The organism is Sphingobium cloacae (assembly GCF_002355855.1).
In the GTDB taxonomy this organism is placed as follows: domain Bacteria; phylum Pseudomonadota; class Alphaproteobacteria; order Sphingomonadales; family Sphingomonadaceae; genus Sphingobium; species Sphingobium cloacae.
Genome location: NZ_AP017655.1, coordinates 1692712 through 1708744 on the forward strand (window position 1 = coordinate 1692712; position 16033 = coordinate 1708744).

General features: G+C 67.1%; 15 protein-coding genes. 6 read left to right on the plus strand and 9 right to left on the minus strand.

Translation table 11 applies throughout. The annotated features are described in order from the left end of the window. Window positions 1–14: 14 nt before the first annotated feature. The 4 genes from SCLO_RS08205 to SCLO_RS08220 all read left to right on the plus strand — a co-directional run bounded on the left by SCLO_RS08205 (window position 15) and on the right by SCLO_RS08220 (window position 4181). Complete coding sequence (locus tag SCLO_RS08205) at window positions 15–2723, plus strand: helicase-related protein (RefSeq protein WP_066516743.1); 2709 nt, start codon at window positions 15–17, stop codon at window positions 2721–2723. After that, window positions 2716–3012: an RNA-binding S4 domain-containing protein gene (locus SCLO_RS08210; RefSeq protein WP_066516625.1), complete on the plus strand. Its 297-nt coding sequence runs from the start codon at window positions 2716–2718 to the stop codon at window positions 3010–3012. Before SCLO_RS08205 ends, SCLO_RS08210 begins: the two co-directional genes overlap by 8 nt. A gap of 82 nt (window positions 3013–3094) precedes the next feature. Then, window positions 3095–3433 carry a ferredoxin FdxA gene (gene fdxA, locus SCLO_RS08215; RefSeq protein ID WP_066516628.1) on the plus strand — a complete coding sequence of 113 codons (339 nt, stop codon included), beginning with the start codon at window positions 3095–3097 and terminating at the stop codon, window positions 3431–3433. A 220-nt stretch (window positions 3434–3653) separates the two neighbouring features. Continuing rightward, window positions 3654–4181 carry a CarD family transcriptional regulator gene (locus tag SCLO_RS08220; protein ID WP_066516629.1) on the plus strand — a complete coding sequence of 176 codons (528 nt, stop codon included), beginning with the start codon at window positions 3654–3656 and terminating at the stop codon, window positions 4179–4181. 120 nt (window positions 4182–4301) lie between these two features. Here the strand turns inward: SCLO_RS08220 and SCLO_RS08225 are convergent, their stop codons facing one another. After that, the gene (locus tag SCLO_RS08225; protein WP_066516630.1) at window positions 4302–4538 is read right to left on the minus strand and encodes a hypothetical protein; all 237 of its coding nucleotides are present in this window, start codon (window positions 4536–4538) and stop codon (window positions 4302–4304) included. Between the two features lie 60 nt (window positions 4539–4598). Next, entirely contained in the window at window positions 4599–6026 is a 1428-nt protein-coding gene (locus SCLO_RS08230; RefSeq protein WP_066516631.1) for an OprO/OprP family phosphate-selective porin, read from the minus strand. A gap of 171 nt (window positions 6027–6197) precedes the next feature. On the opposite strand from SCLO_RS08230, the gene SCLO_RS08235 reads away from it, so the two are divergent. Together SCLO_RS08235 and SCLO_RS08240 are read left to right on the plus strand one after the other, a co-directional pair. Continuing rightward, complete coding sequence (locus tag SCLO_RS08235) at window positions 6198–7685, plus strand: ABC transporter substrate-binding protein (RefSeq protein ID WP_407695318.1); 1488 nt, start codon at window positions 6198–6200, stop codon at window positions 7683–7685. 22 nt (window positions 7686–7707) lie between these two features. Then, the gene (locus tag SCLO_RS08240; RefSeq protein ID WP_066516636.1) at window positions 7708–8130 is read left to right on the plus strand and encodes a DUF4112 domain-containing protein; all 423 of its coding nucleotides are present in this window, start codon (window positions 7708–7710) and stop codon (window positions 8128–8130) included. 2 nt (window positions 8131–8132) lie between these two features. Here the strand turns inward: SCLO_RS08240 and SCLO_RS08245 are convergent, their stop codons facing one another. The 7 genes from SCLO_RS08245 to SCLO_RS08275 are packed head-to-tail and all read right to left on the minus strand — an operon-like array spanning window position 8133 to window position 15996. Continuing rightward, the gene (locus SCLO_RS08245; protein ID WP_066516637.1) at window positions 8133–8939 is read right to left on the minus strand and encodes a ribonuclease T2 family protein; all 807 of its coding nucleotides are present in this window, start codon (window positions 8937–8939) and stop codon (window positions 8133–8135) included. After that, window positions 8932–9786 (minus strand): carboxylating nicotinate-nucleotide diphosphorylase, encoded by an 855-nt coding sequence (nadC, locus tag SCLO_RS08250; protein ID WP_066516638.1) that lies wholly within the window; start codon window positions 9784–9786, stop codon window positions 8932–8934. The genes SCLO_RS08245 and nadC overlap by 8 nt, the downstream gene beginning before the upstream one ends. Then, window positions 9783–11903 (minus strand): prolyl oligopeptidase family serine peptidase, encoded by a 2121-nt coding sequence (locus tag SCLO_RS08255; protein WP_083949063.1) that lies wholly within the window; start codon window positions 11901–11903, stop codon window positions 9783–9785. Before SCLO_RS08255 ends, nadC begins: the two co-directional genes overlap by 4 nt. A 50-nt stretch (window positions 11904–11953) precedes the next feature. Continuing rightward, entirely contained in the window at window positions 11954–13369 is a 1416-nt protein-coding gene (gene cls / locus SCLO_RS08260; RefSeq protein WP_066516640.1) for a cardiolipin synthase, read from the minus strand. A gap of 21 nt (window positions 13370–13390) precedes the next feature. Continuing rightward, window positions 13391–14377: a quinolinate synthase NadA gene (nadA, locus tag SCLO_RS08265; RefSeq protein WP_066516641.1), complete on the minus strand. Its 987-nt coding sequence runs from the start codon at window positions 14375–14377 to the stop codon at window positions 13391–13393. Between the two features lie 36 nt (window positions 14378–14413). Continuing rightward, window positions 14414–15133 carry a DUF4230 domain-containing protein gene (locus tag SCLO_RS08270; RefSeq protein ID WP_066516644.1) on the minus strand — a complete coding sequence of 240 codons (720 nt, stop codon included), beginning with the start codon at window positions 15131–15133 and terminating at the stop codon, window positions 14414–14416. Beyond that, entirely contained in the window at window positions 15118–15996 is an 879-nt protein-coding gene (locus SCLO_RS08275; RefSeq protein WP_066516744.1) for an MBL fold metallo-hydrolase, read from the minus strand. Before SCLO_RS08275 ends, SCLO_RS08270 begins: the two co-directional genes overlap by 16 nt. Window positions 15997–16033: the final 37 nt, after the last annotated feature.

Consider the following 16033-nt stretch of genomic DNA (forward strand, 5'->3'; position numbering starts at 1 on the left):
CCCTGCCCGCCTTGATGCCCGACATACCGGCCATGGCCTCCTTCGCCCGATCGCCCGTCACCGCCGTGCTTGGGCCCACCAATACCGGCAAGACGCATCTGGCCGTGGAACGCATGTGCGGCCATTCGAGCGGCATGATGGGCTTTCCGCTGCGCCTGCTGGCGCGCGAGGTCTATGACCGGGTGGTGGGCATCAAGGGCGCGGACCAGGTGGCGCTCATCACCGGCGAGGAAAAGATCGTGCCGCCGGGCGCGCGCTATTTCCTCTGCACGGCGGAATCCATGCCGATCGGCGCCGGCCGGCAGGCCCGAGGCGCCAACGAAGGACTGGGCGACTATGCCTTCGTCGCGCTGGACGAAGCGCAACTGGGCGCGGACCCGGAGCGGGGGCATGTCTTCACCGACCGGCTGCTGCGGGCGCGCGGGCGGGAGGAGACGATGATCCTGGGCTCCGCCAGCATCGCTCGCGTGGTGAAGGCGCTGGTGCCCGATGTGGAGATCATCGGGCGGCCCCGCTTTTCGACGCTTTCCTATGCCGGGGCGAAGAAACTGTCCCGCCTGCCCAAGCGGTCCGCCATCGTCGCCTTTTCCGCCGAGGAGGTCTATGCCGTGGCGGAGATGCTGCGGCGCTTCCGCGGCGGGGCGGCGGTGGTGATGGGCGCGCTGTCGCCGCGCACCCGCAACGCGCAGGTGCAGATGTTCCTGAATGGCGAGGTGGACTATCTGGTCGCGACCGACGCCATCGGCATGGGATTGAATCTGGACGTGGCGCATGTCGCCTTCGCGTCGCTGCGCAAGTTCGACGGGCGGCGGACGCGGCGGCTGACCATCAGCGAGATGGCGCAGATCGCGGGGCGCGCGGGGCGGCATCACAAGGACGGGACGTTCGGCAGCCTTGGCAGCGAGGATGGCGCCGCCGCCTTCACGCCGGAGGAGATCGAGGCGATCGAGGCGCATCGTTTCCCGCCGGTGGAACAGCTTTTCTGGCGCGACGGGACGCCCCGGCTGGACAGTCTGGACATGCTGATCGCCGATCTGGAGGAGCGGCCCGACCGCCCCGAACTGCGCGCCGCGCCCGAGGCGGTCGATCTGGCGGTGCTGAAGCGGCTGGCCGACGACCCCCTGGTTATCGAAAGAGCCAAGGGCAAGCGGGCGGTGGCGCGGCTATGGGACGCCTGCGGCCTGCCCGATTTCCAGAAGCTGGGCGCGGAACATCATGCGCGGACGGTGAGCCGGCTGTGGCGGTTCCTGTCGGAGGGGCAAGGGCATATCCCTCGCGACTGGTTCGCGCAGCAGGTGGCGCGACTCGATTCGGTGCAGGGCGACATCGACACCCTGTCCGGGCGGATCGCGGCGGCGCGCACCTGGTCCTATATCGCGCACCGGCCCGACTGGCTGGCCCATCCCGCCGAAATGGCGGAGCGGACGCGGGCGCTGGAGGAAAAGCTGTCGGATGCGCTCCACGCCGCGTTGACGCAGCGTTTCGTGGACCGGCGGACCGCCGTGCTGCTGCGCGACATCGGGCAGAATGTGGACAGCCTGCCCGTCGAGGTGGAGCCGGACGGGACAGTCTGCGTCGACGGCGAGACGATCGGGCGTCTTGACGGATTTCGTTTCTCGGTCGATCCCGCTACGCGTCATCAGGACAGGAAGATGCTGCTGGCGGCCGCCGAGCGCCGCCTTGGGAGGATATTGCGAGTGAAGGCTGAGGAATTGCTGGGCGCGGCGGATGCGGATTTCGCGCTCATGGATGCGGCGGGCGGGATGCCCGGCATCGGTTGGCAGGGCCATCCGGTCGCGGCGCTGCTCGCCGGGCCGAACCTGCTGAGCCCCGAAATCCGGCTGGATCGCGCGCTTCTGGCGCTGGGGCAGGATGTGCAGAAGCAGGTTTCCGCGCGCCTTTCGGCATGGTTCGACGCGCAGAAGGAAAAGCATCTGCTGCCGCTGGTGAAGATGGTGGCGAGCGCGTCGGATGCGGAAGTCCCCGCCGTGGTGCGCGCCGTGTTCGCGCAACTGGCCGATGCGGGCGGCGTGATCGCGCGGACGGAACTCGATTCGGCGCTGGGACATCTGGACAAGGAGCAGCGGCATCTGCTGCGCCGGGCGGGCATCGATATCGGGGTGCTCGACATCTATCATCCGGGGCTGTTGAAACCGGGCGCGGCGCGCTGGCGCTCGGCCCTGTTGGCGGCGCGGCTGGGCAAGCCCTGCTTGCCCCTGCCGCAGCCGGGGTTGACGCTGATCCCGGCGGGCGAGCGGGCGGAGCAGATGGGCGCGCGGATCGCGGGATTCCGGGGCTTTGGCGAGCAGATGCTGCGGATCGACATGGCCGAGCGCATGGCTCGCGCCGCGCATGAAGCCATCGCCAAGGGCGAAGCCTTCACCGCGCTCAGCCCGCAGATCGTGTCGCTGGGGCTGTCCGAAGCGTCGTTCCTGCAACTGATGAAGCTGGCGGGTTTCCGCCCGGTGGAAGCGCCCGAGGAAGGCCAGCCGAACTGGGCGTTCCGGGGGCGGCAGAAGGCGCGGCCGCAGCAGCAGCGTCCCGCCCGCGAAGGCGACAAGCGCGGCGAGCGCGACAAGGGCAGGAGCGAGGGAGGCAGGCGTGAGGGGGGCAGGCGCGACGCGCCACAGCGGCGCGATTCCGTCGCGGCGAGCGCGGGGCACAAGCCTGCCGCCGCCAATGCCTTTGCCGGTCTGGCCGAACTGCTGGGGCGCAATGGCTGAGGCCGTAAACGGCCTTTCGCACGGCCCTGCCCTGCGGATCGACAAATTCCTGTGGTTCACGCGCCTCGCCAAGAGCCGGTCTGTCGCGCAGAAAATGGCGGAGGACGGCCATATCCGCGTCAATGGGCGCCGGATCGAGCGGTCCCATGCGCCAGTGCGGGCAGGCGACCTGGTCACCTTTCCCCACCCCGCCGGGGTGCGCGTGGTGCGCGTGGTGCAGCTTCCCGGACGGCGCGGCCCCGCGCCCGAGGCGCAGTCCTGCTATGAGGAACTGAAGCTGGGGCATTGAAGGGACAATAATATCCTCATTGACCTTCGCCAGCGCCGCGCATAGCAGGGGCGCGATTTCCGCCACTCAAGAGTGCCTGACAATGACCTATGTCGTGACCGACAACTGCATCCGCTGCAAATATATGGATTGCGTCGAGGTCTGTCCCGTGGACTGTTTCTACGAGGGCGAGAACATGCTGGTCATCAATCCCAGCGAATGCATCGACTGCGGCGTGTGCGAACCGGAATGCCCGGCCGAAGCGATCCTGCCCGATACCGAAAGCGGCCTTGAAAGCTGGCTGGAGCTGAACGCCAAATATTCCGCCGAATGGCCGAACATCACGGTGAAGGGCGACGCGCCCGCCGATGCCGACGAAATGAGCGGGGTCGAGAACAAGCTGGAGAAGTTCTTCTCCCCCAATCCCGGCGCCGGCGACTGACGCCCCGCCGTTTTTCAGGACATGGCCACCGGATATTGTGTCCGGGGGTGGCAATTTTGTTACGAATCTGCTAAATAGGCTCGTGACGGCGGGCTTGGTCGCGCCCGCTCAGGAGAAATAGTCTCATGTCCTAATGGCGGCGCCGCGGTCTTCCCGGCATGTTTTGACTCGCATGTGCTTCGCGGTGACCCGTCTCCCCCGTTGATTGGAAAGGTTTCAAATGGCTGCCAAGGCGCTGTCCTTTGACGTCGGTGATTATGTCGTCTACCCCAAGCATGGCGTGGGCCGTGTGGTCGAACTGCAAAAAGAGCAGATCGCCGGCATGGACCTGGAGTTGTACGTGCTTCGTTTCGAAAAGGAGCGCATGACGCTCCGCGTGCCCACCAACAAGGCCGAAGGCGTGGGAATGCGCAAGCTGTCCTCCAACAAGACGCTGGAGGAAGCGATGGAAACCCTGAAGGGCAAGCCCAAGGTGAAGCGCACCATGTGGTCGCGCCGCGCGCAGGAATATGAAGCGAAGATCAATTCGGGCGACCTGGTGTCGATTGCCGAAGTGACCCGCGACCTGTTCCGCGCCGACGACCAGCCCGAGCAGAGCTATTCGGAGCGCCAGATCTTCGAAGCGGCCTCCAGCCGCCTCGCCCGCGAACTGGCCGCGATGGAAGAGACGGACGAGCCGAGCGCGCTGACCAAGATCCTGCGCATCCTCAACGAAGCCGCGCCCAAGCACGTCAAGGTCGAAGGCTGAAGAATTTCACGGCCGAGCCGTCAACGGCAGGCCGGACAGGGAAAAGGGCGTCCTTCGGGGCGCCCTTTTTTGTGCGGCATGGTCGGATAGGGATCGGATGAGCGGCGCTTTCCGCCGACTTCACTGCTCCTTCGGGCGCGCGGCATCGGTGGCGGCGCTGCCGACGTCGCTTGCCGCCTGCCCCACCTGCCGGGCGGCGTCCTCGACGGCGTTGTTCTTTCGGGATTCGCTCCCGATCAGGAACATGGCGGCGATCGCGATCACGACGACCAGCAGCAACAGGGCGAGCAGCGTCGGGCCGCCGCCCCGCTTTTCCACGACGGTCACCCGCGCCGGTTCTTCCTGTCTATCCGCCATCGCGCACCCTCCTTGCCTGTTCGGGCAGATCAATGCGCGGGGGAGCGGTGAGGTTCCCCGTCAGAAGTCGAGTTCGGCGCGCCAGCCCAATATGTTGACGCCATAGTTCGACCGGCTCCCCGCCAGGATCGCGGCGTCGGTATAGTCGATATGCGCATAGTTGATGTTGAAGCGCAGATATTCGATCGGGGTCCAGACCAGCGCCGCGATATAGGCCTTTTGCGTGCCGCCCACGATGTCGCGGTCGTTCATGTCCAGATGATCGTAGCGCAGCGCGACCTGCCACGCGCCCAGCCCGCCACTGCCGTTGCCGACCGGATTGGCGGGCTTCACGCCGCCGAAAATGCCGTTCTTGTAGCCGCGCGTTTCGCCGGTCAGGACATAGCCCACCTCGCCATAGCCGCCGAAGAAGGTCGGATCGGCCAGCCCCGGCCGCCGGACGCGCAGCCAGTGCCCCTCGCCCGCCCACCAGAGCGGCCCGCGGCTTCCCGCCAGTTCGAGGCCGTAATGATTCTCGCCGGTGGCGGCGATGTCGCCGCTGTTCAGGAAATAGCTGTTGACCGTATGGAGGAACGGGCGCTGGCGGTATTTGACCGGATTTTCGGACAGCCGCTGAAGATCGCGCCAATGGCCAGACACGCCGAAATGCAACTGGGTCTTGCCGAATTTGGGGGCAAGCACGATGCGTCCGTCGAAACCGTAGCTGTTGTTTTCGTCCCCGCCATTGGGGCCGTCATTGGCGTTGACCAGAGAATCGATGCTGTCGGAGAAGATCCCCGCCTGCGCCAGAACGATGCCGGACTTATATTGCACCGCAAGGCCCAGGCGCCGTTCGAAGCCGAAGGCGTCGGTGAAGGCGGCACGCTCCATCACCGATCCGCTGGTGTCGCCGATCAGTTCGTCGAGCGACTGGAACTGGTTCTGATTGCCCAGCGTGACCAGCCATTTGCCGCGCTCATAGCTGATATAGGTATCGACGGCATCGATCTTGTTGTCGGAAAGCTCGACCTCCAGCTTGTAGCCGAAACCGCCGCCAAGCTGCCCTTCCCCGCCCAGGCGCAGGCGGCGCAGTTCGTTGGAATAGCCCTTCGCCCGGTCATCGACGCTGCCCGGCGCCTTGAGCAGGCCGGCGTCATACTGGATGCGGCCCTTCGCCTTGAAGCTGGCGCCGCCCTTGCTGAAGACGGGGCTGCCTTTCCAGCTGATGGCCGTGCCGGAATCGGACTGGGAAGGCGCAGCCTGCGCCATTTGCGCGGGAGACTGGCTTGCGGAGGCGGGGGCGGCCTGCCCCTGCCCCTGCCCCTGCGCCGCCGTGGCCGCTACGCCGTCGAGACGCGATTCCAGTTGCTGCACCTGCGCCTTGAGAGCGGCGATCTGCGCCCGCAGTTCGGCGGCTTCCGACGTGCTGATGGCCTGCGCCGCCGCCGGCCATGGCGCGGCGGCCAGCGCCAGAGCCGTGCCGATCCGAAGTGAAATCTTGCCGTTCATCTCAGTCCCTCTGTAGAGTGTCGATGCGGATATGAAGTTTCTGTTTCATTTCCATGCACAATATGTGTCACTTCCATGACAGTCGCGGCAGCCGGGCTTTTGCGTCTCTCCGCACCATCATGGTTGCGCGGGCGCGCGTGGCGGCTAGAGTTTCGTCTGCCCATGTCGTTCATGCCCCGCCTCTTCCCACCCGCCGCCCGGATCGCGCCTCTGGCCGGCATCCTGTCCGCCGCCGCCCTCCTCGCCGGTTGTTCTGACCAGAGCAGCGGGCCGGTGACGGTCAGCGTAGTCGGCGTTCGAGACGATTTGGCGAAACCGCTGGAACAATTGCCCGGTCCGGCCGCGAAGCTGATGCTGGAGGCGACCGCGCAGGGGCTGGTGGCGTTCGACGCGGGAGGAGAGATTCTGCCCGCCCTGGCCCAGCGGTGGATCGTGCAGGACGACGGAAAAAGCTATATCTTCCGCCTGCGCCGCGCCTTCTGGCCCGATGGCGAGCGGGTGATGGCGAAGGAGGTCGCGCGGCTTCTGTCGGCCCGCATCGACAGCTTGCGGCGGATGGACAGGAACGGCCCGCTGGACGCGGTGGAGGCCGTCGTGCCGATGACCGGCGAGGTCGTGGAGATCCGCCTGGCCGCGCCCCGGCCCTTCGTCCTGCAAATGCTGGCCCAGCCGCAAATGGCGATCCTGTCGAGCGCGGGCGGCACCGGCCCCTATCGCAGCGGGAAATGGGGCAAGGCGTTGCTGCTGAAGCCGGTGGACAAGACGGAGGATGCCGACGAAGCCGAAGTCGCCGTCCCCCCATGGCAGAACCGGATCTTGCGGGCCGAACGGGCGGCGCTCGCCATCGTGCGTTTCCGCGCGGGGCTGGCGGATCTGATGCTGGGCGGGCGCTATGCCGACCTGCCGCTGCTGGTGCCTTCGGGGGTGGATCGGGATGCGGTGCGGGTCGATCCGGTGCAGGGGCTGCTGGGCCTGGCCATCACCGGCGATGGCGCCCTGCTGGACGACGGCGGCGTTCGGCGCGCCATCAACATGAGCATAGACCGCAGCCAGCTGCCGACGATGTTCCCCCTGGCCGGATGGTCGACGAGCGAGCAATTGCTGCCCGGCCAGTTCGAATTGCCCGCCCCGGCCGCGCCGCCCGAATGGTCCGCGCTGACGATCGGGGAACGGCGGACGCAGGGGCGCGCGGCGGTGGACCGCTGGCGCGCGGCGCATGGCGACCCTCCCATGCTCCGCGTCGCGCTGCCCGATGGCTCGGGATCGACGATGCTGTTCGCTCTGGTGGCGCAGGGATTGCGCGCCATCGGGCTTTCGGCGGAAAGAGTTTCGGTGCAGCAGGATGCGGACCTGCGCCTGATCGACGAGGTGGCGGCCTATGACAGCGCGCTCTGGTATCTGGGGCGCGTCGGCTGTGCGCGGGGCGTGCATTGCAACAGGGAGGCCGAGGCCATGCTGCAATCGGCCAGCCTCGCTACCACGGCGGAGGAGCGCGCCGACCGGATCGCGCAGGCCGTGGCGCTGACGCAGGCGCATGACGGCTATGTCCCGCTGGGCGCGCCCTTGCGCTGGTCGCTGGTGGGGCGGCGGATGACGGGTTTCATGCCCTCGCCCCGCGCACGGCACCCGTTGAATCATCTGTTCCGCGCCACCAACTAGGGCGGACGAGGAGAATGGCTTGATGGCGATACCGCAGGATCAATTCGACCGCATCGTGCGCGACCTGCCCGGAATGGGCCGCGATCCTGCTTCGATCCGCCGCCGGATCGAAGCGATGGAGGCGCTGCTGGAGGGGCTGTTCGTCATCCCCGGCACGAAGCGGCGGGTGGGACTGGACAGCCTTGTCGGCCTGGTTCCCGTCGTGGGCGACCTCGCCACCGCCGCCATGGGCGCATGGATCGTCTGGGAAGCGCGCAATCTGGGCATGTCGAAATGGCAGCTGACGCGCATGGCCGCCAATATCGGTTTCGATACGCTGATCGGCGCGATTCCCTTCGCAGGGGACGTGTTCGATTTCTTCTACAAGTCGAATACGAAGAATCTGCGGATCATCCGGCGGCATCTGGACCGGCATCACCCTTCGACGGCGATCATCGACGGATAGGATCAATCGCCCTTGCCGGGCACCTGCGCATGGGGGTCGAGGTCGAGGATCAGGCCGGGCTTGCGCGCAGGCACGAGCGGCGAGGCGGAAGGCCGGGGCATGGCCGGGCCGGGTTCGATGCGGAGAAGCGCACCGCTTTTCGCGCCGGTCTTGCCAACGGGGCAGCGCGCATAGTCCAGCGCCTTGTCCATGCAGACCCAGACCTCCGACAGCCAGTTGCCGCGCGTCGTCCTGACCCGGATCATCTCGGGCCGCAACCGGGGATTGGCGCGGACGAAAGCGTCCGTGAACTGCCCCACGGTCAGGGTATCGCGTCGCGCCAGCGCCGTCATGTCGGGAAAGCGCATCGACTGGTAGAAGGCGCGGGCGAGATCGAAATAAAGCTCCGGCCTGCTCGCCATGCAGCTGCCGTGCTTGGCCCATTCATGCTGGAGAAGCTGGACCGAGGGCGTCATGCAGAGATTCTGGCGGATGACCTCTCGCGGCAGCAGGTCGGCCTTGCGGCAGAAACGGGGCCATGCGGCGCCCGGTCCGTCCGGCCACAGGCCATGGAGGATGAAGCCGAATCGGCCATGGCGGCCCTTGCACTGGAAGGCGCTGTCGCCGCCCCGCGCGGTCGAGCAATATTGCGGCGACCATGACAAGGCGAGCGTATAGCCGCCGATCGGCATGATCCGGCCCGTCTCGCCCCTGTCCGGCAGCACCATGCGCGGGCGCGGCAGTTGCGCGGGCAGGCTGCACTGGACCGCCTGCGCCAGCGCGGCGGCGGGCGCCGTCAGCGCGAGCAGCGCCAGCGCCGCCCTAAGCATAGGCGAAGTCGAGGCCGATGTCGGCGGCCGGAGCGGACTGGGTGAGGCGACCGACGCTGATATAGGTGACGCCGGTTTCCGCCTTCGCCCGGATGGTGTCGAGCGTGACCCCCCCCGACGCTTCGGTAGGCACGCGGCCGCCCACCAGCGTGACGGCTCCGCGCAGGGTGGGCGGGTCCATATTGTCGAGCAGCAGATGCGTGGCTCCGGCGGCGAGCGCGGGTTCGATCTGGTCCACGCGGTCGACCTCCACGATGATGCGCTCGATCCCGGCGGAAGCGGCACGGCGGACGGCTTCCTCCACCGATCCGGCGACGGCGACGTGATTGTCCTTGATCATCGCCGCGTCCCACAGGCCCATGCGATGATTGGTCGCGCCGCCCATGCGGGTCGCGTATTTTTCAAGGACGCGCAGGCCCGGAATGGTCTTGCGCGTGTCGAGCAGCGTCGCGCCGGTGCCCATGATCCGGTCCACATAGGCGCGGGTCATGGTGGCGATGCCGGTGAGGTGCTGGACCGTGTTGAGCGCGGACCGCTCCGCCGTCAGCATGGCGCGGGCCTTGCCCTTCATCCGCAGGATGTCGGTTCCGGCCGGAACGCGGTCGCCGTCCTGGGCCAGGAACATGATCTCCACATCGGGGTCGAGATGGCGGAAGAAGGCGGCGGCGATGGGCAGGCCCGCCAGCGTCACCGGATCGCGGCTGTCCATCACGCCCTCGAACAGCGCGTCGGCGGGGATGACGGCCTCGCTGGTGACATCGCGGGAGTCGGGGCCGAGATCCTCGGCAAGGGTCGAGCGGACGAAGGCGTCGAGGTCGAAGCCGGGCAGGGTGAAGTCGCTCGTCATTTTGTCTCTCCCCCGATTTCGCGCCTCAGGAAAGCGTGGAGCAAGGCCGCGCGCACGGCGTCCTCCGCATGGTCCGCGCCGACCGAATGGCCGCCTTCGCGATATTCGTGATAATAGACAGGATTGCCATAATCCTTGAGCTTCGCGGCCATCTTGCGGGCGTGACCGGGGTGGACGCGGTCGTCCTTGGTCGACAGGTAGAAGAAGGCGGGCGGATATTTCACGCCCTTGCGGACATTCTGATAAGGCGACCATCCAGCCATGAAGGCCCAGTCCTGCGGCTTGTCGGGATCGCCATATTCATCGATCCACGACGCGCCCGCCGACAGGTGGGAATAGCGCTTCATATCCTCCAGCGGGGAACCTGCGATCACCGCGCCATAAAGGTCGGGGCGCTGCGTCATCGCCGCGCCGACCAGCACGCCGCCATTGGAACGGCCGGAAATGGCGATGCGGCCCTTTTCGCTGACGCCGGTCTTCATCAGGTCTTCGGCCACGGCGGTGAGGTCGTCGAAAGCGTTCTGCCGCTTTTCGCGCAGAGCCGCCGCATGCCATGCGGGGCCATATTCGCCGCCACCCCGGATATTGGCGAGGACATAGGCGTTGCCATCCTCCACCCAGAAGAGGCCGAGCGGCCCGGCCCGATAAGGCTCGGTGGTGAGATAGGTCGGCGTCTGCGCGGCGCGGAAACCGCCATAGGCGTGGATCAGCGCCGGGACCGGACCCGCCACGCCCTTCTTCCGGGCGAGGAAATAGGGGATGCGGGTGCCGTCCTTCGATATGGCGAAACGCTGTTCGACGGTGAACCGGCTGGCGTCGAAGCGCGGGGCGAGCTGCTGGACGGTGCGCGCGGGGCCTTCGGGACCGGCCGCCATCAGGCTGGGCGGGGTGAGCATCCCTTCGACCGACGCGAAGATCATGTCGCGCTTGTCCGCCGCGCCGACGAGATGGACGGTCGCCTTGTCGGCGAGCGGGACGGCACGGCGGGTCCACGCGCCGGTCGCCGGATCGCGGGTGAGCGCGAGCAGCGCGCCGGACACATCGTCCAGTTGCTTGACCCAGAGGATATGGTCGGTGGCGCGGACATCCTCGATGACGGCGCGGGCGGTCGGTTCCAGCACGGTTTCGGGCGCGCCCGCCTTCCCCGCCGCCACGTCCGCCAGCGGCCATGCGACCAGGGAACCGGCGGGAATGTCGCCCAGCGGATCGTTCAGGAAAACGATCATCCGCCCACCGATCACCGCGCGCAGTTCGGCACTTTCGGGCACGGGCGTCCTGACGAGGCGGCCGCCCTCCCCCTCCAGCCACAGTTCGGCAGTGTAGAAGCTGAGCGCGCGGTTGAGGAAGGTCCAGCGCCTGTCGCCATCCTGTTCGACGCGGGGAGCGAGCGTCATGTCGCCGACCGCCCCTTCCTTGACGATCGTCGCAGAGGCGAGCGGCGTACCGCGCTGCCAGCGCTTGACGATGCGCGGATAACCCGATGCGGTGAGGCTGCCCGCGCCATAATCGGTGGCCACCAGCAGCGTATCCTTGTCCACCCAGGCGACGTCGCTCTTGGCTTCGGGGACGGTGAAGCCGCCGCTCACGAACCGGCCGGTGGCAAGGTCGAACTCGCGCACCACGTCCGCGTCGGTGCCGCCGGGGCTGAGCGATATGAGGCAGCGGGTGTAATCGGGGGCAAGGCAGTCGGCTTCGTGCCAGACCCAGCTCTTGCCCTCCGCCTTGCCGAGCGCGTCCACGTCGATCACGGTCTTCCAGACCGGCTTGCCCGCGAGGTAGGAGGCAAGATCGGTCGAGCGCCAGAGGCCGCGCGGGTTCTTCGCATCGCGCCAGAGGTTCATGACGCGATCGCCCAGCACCTGATCGGGCAGCGCGATCTGGCTTTCGTCGTCGAGGATCGCGCGGGCGCGGGCGCGGTCCCGTTCGAAGGCAGGATCGGCGCGCAGCAGGCGGTCGGTGTCCGCATTCCACCTTTCGACCTGCGCTATGGCCCTGGGGCCTTCGATGTCCTCCAGCCAGAGATAGGGGTCGGCGGGCGCGGCGGCGATCAGGGCGGGCGAAAGAAGCGCGGCGAGCGTCAGGGCGCTCGAACGAAGCATGACAGGCAGCTTTTTCATGGACCGAGGCGATAAGCGATCCCGCCGCGTCGCGCCAGTATGCAGCATCGCTAAAGCAGCGATCCGACCATCCGGGCGATATTCTCCGCGATCTTGCGCGGGAAGGGACGGGCGCGCCATGCGACGCGCTCGATCTCGTCGCTATGGGTCAGCCATTCGCGCTGCACGGCTTCCACCGCCGCGACCGATGGCGGGTCGAACAGGAGGAGGCTGGCTTCCTCGTTCAACTGGAAGGAGCGCAGGTCCACATTGCTGGAGCCGATGAGCGCAAGGCGGCCGTCGATGCTGACCGTCTTGGCGTGGAGCAGATAGCGGCGATAGGCGTGGATATGGATGCCCGCCGCCAGCAGCTCCGAATAATAGGAGCTTTGCGCGAGCCGCACGAGCCACTGGTCCACCGCCGCCGACACGATGACGTCGATGCGCACGCCGCGCAGCACCGCCGTCCGCATCGCGTCGACCAGATCGTCGTCGGGAATGAAATAGGGCGTGACGAGGATCACATGGCTGCGCGCCTGGTGCAATTGCCAGACCAGCAGCGTCTTGAACCCTTCCAGCGGATATTCCGCCCCGCTGGGAAGAAGCTGCGCCACGGCCTGTCCGGCGGGCAGCGGCACGGCGACGGGCGCGGACGGCAGGGCATGGGTTTCCAGATACCAGTCGGCGCGGACGATCGCCTCCATTTCCGCCACCACCGGGCCGGTCACGCGGGCGACCAGTTCGCGGTTGACGATACCGGGCTTGAAATTCTTCGCGACAAGATTCTGCGACCCGACATAGCCGATCATGCCGTCGATCACGAAAAGCTTGCGATGGTTGCGCATGTCGCGCCGGGTGCGCCCACGCAGCCAGCGGAAGGGCAGCGCCTCGCGATATTCGACGCCCGCCGCCTCCAGCATCGCCAGCGTGCCGCGCCGCCATGGGCGCGAACCCACGGGATCGAACATCACCTGCACCGCGACGCCCCGCGCGACGGCCCGGCCCATCGCATCGGCGAGGCGCTGGCCCACGGCATCGTTGGCGAGGATGTAGACGAGGATGCGCACATGGCTGCGCGCGCCGTCTATGTCGGCGATCAGCCGGTCGATAGCGGCGTCATAATCGGAGATCAGGTCGACCGCATTGCCGGTGGCCGCGGGCATCCTGCCCAGCGATGCGGTCAGGGCGACGATGGCGTCCTGCCGCGGATCGGGCGGCGGGGCGTGGGCGGCAAGGCGGGAGCCGAGGATATGGAACCAGCCGTCCAGTTCCGCGAACCGCTCCCGCCGCCATTCGGGGAAACGCGGGGAGCCGATGGCGAGGAACAGCAGCAGGCCCGGCACCGGCAGGAAGAAGATCAGCAGCAGCCATGCCCGCGTCGCGGCGGGCGAGCGGCGGAAGGGGATGGCCACCAGCGCGCCGATGCGGATCGCCCATTCCAGGACATAGAAGGCGATCCCCCATTCATTGTCGGGAACGCCGAACATGATCTCCCCTCCCCGGCCAGCCTAGCGCGCGCCGAGGTCGCCCTGCCCCACCGTGCCGCTCGCCATTTCGAGCATCCGGTCGAGGCTCCTCTTCGCGGCGAGCCGCAGGTCCTCGTCCATTTCGATGCGCGGCTGAAGGTCGCGCAGGGCGAGATAGAGCTTTTCCAGCGTGTTGAGCGCCATATAGGGACAGATGTTGCAGTTGCAGTTGCCGTCGGCGCCGGGCGCGCCGATGAAATTCTTGTGCGGCATCGCCTTCTGCATCTGGTAGATGATGTGCGGCTCGGTGGCGACGATCAGCGTGTCGCCTTCCATATGCTTTGCATAATCGAGGATTCCGCTGGTCGAGCCGATATAGTCGGCCAGATCGACGATATGCCCCGGACATTCCGGATGGGCCACGACCGGCGCGCCGGGATGTTGCAGTTTCAGCTTCGCCAGCTCGGTCTCGCTGAACGCCTCATGCACGATGCACACGCCCGGCCACAACAGCATGTCGCGCCCCAGCTTGCGCTTGAGATAGCCGCCCAGATGCTTGTCGGGGCCAAAGATGATCTTCTGATCCTTGGGCAACTGCGCGACGATCTTCTCCGCCGAGGAGGAGGTGACGATGATGTCGCTGAGCGCCTTCACCTCCGTCGAGCAATTGATGTAGCTGAGCGCGATATGGTCGGGATGCGCCTCGCGAAACGCCTTGTACTGGGCGGGAGGGCAGCTGTCCTCCAGCGAGCAGCCCGCATCCATGTCCGGCAGGACCACGATCTTTTCCGGCGACAGGATCTTCGCGGTTTCCGCCATGAAGCGCACGCCGCAAAAGGCGATGACGTCCGCGTCCGTCTCCGCGGCGCGGCGCGACAGTTCCAGGGAGTCGCCGACGAAATCGGACAGTTCCTGGATTTCGGGCTTCTGATAATAATGGCCGAGGATGACGGCGTTCCGCTCCTTGCGCAGCCGGTCGATTTCCGCACGCAGATCCACGCCCTGCGGGATTCCGGTGATCGCGTTCATTGCTCCAAACTCCTCAACTACCCTTGCGACCGCCCCCTAGCGGGCCTGCCCTTTGTTGGCCAGCACCTCATTGATCGGGGTGGTCACGTCCCATTGCTCCTTGCTCGTGCCTGCCCTTTCCGGCGGGAAAGTCACGATCACCCGGGCATCACCATAGCCCATCACGCCCAGCGGCGCACCCAGCAGCTTGCCCAGCGCGGCGCGGCCATAATCGCGGGCCTGCGCCATGCGTTCGGGCGAACGCGCTTCCTTTTCCGCCCGGCCCTGCGCATGGGCGGAGGTGCGGCGGCTGAGTTCCTCCGCCGCCTGCCGCGTGACGAACATGCCCGACGTGCGGACCAGCGTGCGGGCGGCTTCGTCGACATTGGGCCGCGCGGGCTTCACGTCCGGCGCGTTGACGATCAGGGTGCGGGTCTTTTCGTTCCACTCCAGGTCGCCGGGGCCGATCCGGCTCACGTCGACGAAATAATCGACGGAGAAGGGCATCTTCACCACCTGATCCGACTTCAGCCAGCCGAAGCCGCGCACGTCCTGCGCCGTGCTCTGGACCGTACCGGACAGTTCGGACACCTTGAGGCTGCTCGCGCCGGCGAACCGCTCCGCGATGAGCTTCGTGACGGCGGACCCGTCCTCCTCCACCGTCACCACATAGTCGCGATTGTAACGCTGCCAACCGGTGAGCATGGCGCCGGCAGCGATCAGCACCAGCAGCGCGACGGCCGCGGGCGCGCCATAGCGTTTCAGCAAAGCCGCCATCGCCCGTCATCCAGCGGAGCGGCGATGCCGCGCTGGTCCAGATCGATGAGATGGGCCAGGACCGACCGCCCCGCCGCGCCGTGCAGGCGGGAATCGACACCCTTGTACATTTCCGCGACCATGGCGGGGATCGGGGAGACGCCGTTGCGTTCGAGGAAGCGGAGAATCTGCCCCTCCCGCTGCTTGCGATGCCCCATCATGCCGCGCACGAGGCGCTGGGGATTTTCCACCGGATCGCCATGCGCCGGATAATAAACGGCGTCATCCCGGTCGAGCAGGCGCTGCATGGAGCGCATATAATCCGTCATGTCGCCATCGGGCGGCGAGATGACGCTGGTCGACCAGCCCATGACATGATCGCCGGTGAACAGCGCCTTTTCCTCCAGCAGCGCAAAGCAGAGATGGTTGGAGGTGTGGCCGGGCGTGGCGACGGCTTCGAGCGTCCAGCCTTCTCCCGCCACCCGATCGCCATCGGACAATATGCGGTCGGGGCGGTAGGAGGCGTCGAAGGCGGCGTCTGCGCGCGGGCCATCATCCTCCATGGCGAGCGGCGCGCAACCGACGATCGGCGCGCCGACGATCTGCGAGAGCGGAGCCGCCGCCGGGCTGTGATCGCGATGGGTGTGGGTGCACAGGATCGCGCGGACGGGGCGCCCCTCCAGCGCCGCGACCACCGCCGCGACATGCGCTGGCTCGTCCGGGCCGGGATCTATCACCGCCACGTCGCTCTGGCCCACGACATAGGTCTGCGTGCCCGTATAGGTGAAAGGCGACGGGTTGGGCGCCAATATGCGCCCCACCCGCGCAGACAGCGTCATGCGGATGCCGGTCGGCATATCGGCCGGATCGATCGGGGCGTTCATGCTTCCCATGTGCCCATTTCGCGGACTTTTTCAAGGG

Coding starts and splice junctions, on each gene's coding strand:
- SCLO_RS08255 (WP_083949063.1), bottom strand. CDS start 11,903: ATGAAAAAGCTGCCTGTCATGCTTCGTTCGAGCGCCCTGACGCTCGCC.
- SCLO_RS08235 (WP_407695318.1), top strand. CDS start 6,198: ATGCCCCGCCTCTTCCCACCCGCCGCCCGGATCGCGCCTCTGGCCGGC.
- nadA (WP_066516641.1), bottom strand. CDS start 14,377: ATGAACGCGATCACCGGAATCCCGCAGGGCGTGGATCTGCGTGCGGAA.
- SCLO_RS08230 (WP_066516631.1), bottom strand. CDS start 6,026: ATGAACGGCAAGATTTCACTTCGGATCGGCACGGCTCTGGCGCTGGCC.
- SCLO_RS08225 (WP_066516630.1), bottom strand. CDS start 4,538: ATGGCGGATAGACAGGAAGAACCGGCGCGGGTGACCGTCGTGGAAAAG.
- SCLO_RS08245 (WP_066516637.1), bottom strand. CDS start 8,939: ATGCTTAGGGCGGCGCTGGCGCTGCTCGCGCTGACGGCGCCCGCCGCC.
- SCLO_RS08205 (WP_066516743.1), top strand. CDS start 15: ATGCCCGACATACCGGCCATGGCCTCCTTCGCCCGATCGCCCGTCACC.
- cls (WP_066516640.1), bottom strand. CDS start 13,369: ATGTTCGGCGTTCCCGACAATGAATGGGGGATCGCCTTCTATGTCCTG.
- SCLO_RS08220 (WP_066516629.1), top strand. CDS start 3,654: ATGGCTGCCAAGGCGCTGTCCTTTGACGTCGGTGATTATGTCGTCTAC.
- SCLO_RS08240 (WP_066516636.1), top strand. CDS start 7,708: ATGGCGATACCGCAGGATCAATTCGACCGCATCGTGCGCGACCTGCCC.
- fdxA (WP_066516628.1), top strand. CDS start 3,095: ATGACCTATGTCGTGACCGACAACTGCATCCGCTGCAAATATATGGAT.
- nadC (WP_066516638.1), bottom strand. CDS start 9,786: ATGACGAGCGACTTCACCCTGCCCGGCTTCGACCTCGACGCCTTCGTC.
- SCLO_RS08275 (WP_066516744.1), bottom strand. CDS start 15,996: ATGAACGCCCCGATCGATCCGGCCGATATGCCGACCGGCATCCGCATG.
- SCLO_RS08270 (WP_066516644.1), bottom strand. CDS start 15,133: ATGGCGGCTTTGCTGAAACGCTATGGCGCGCCCGCGGCCGTCGCGCTG.
- SCLO_RS08210 (WP_066516625.1), top strand. CDS start 2,716: ATGGCTGAGGCCGTAAACGGCCTTTCGCACGGCCCTGCCCTGCGGATC.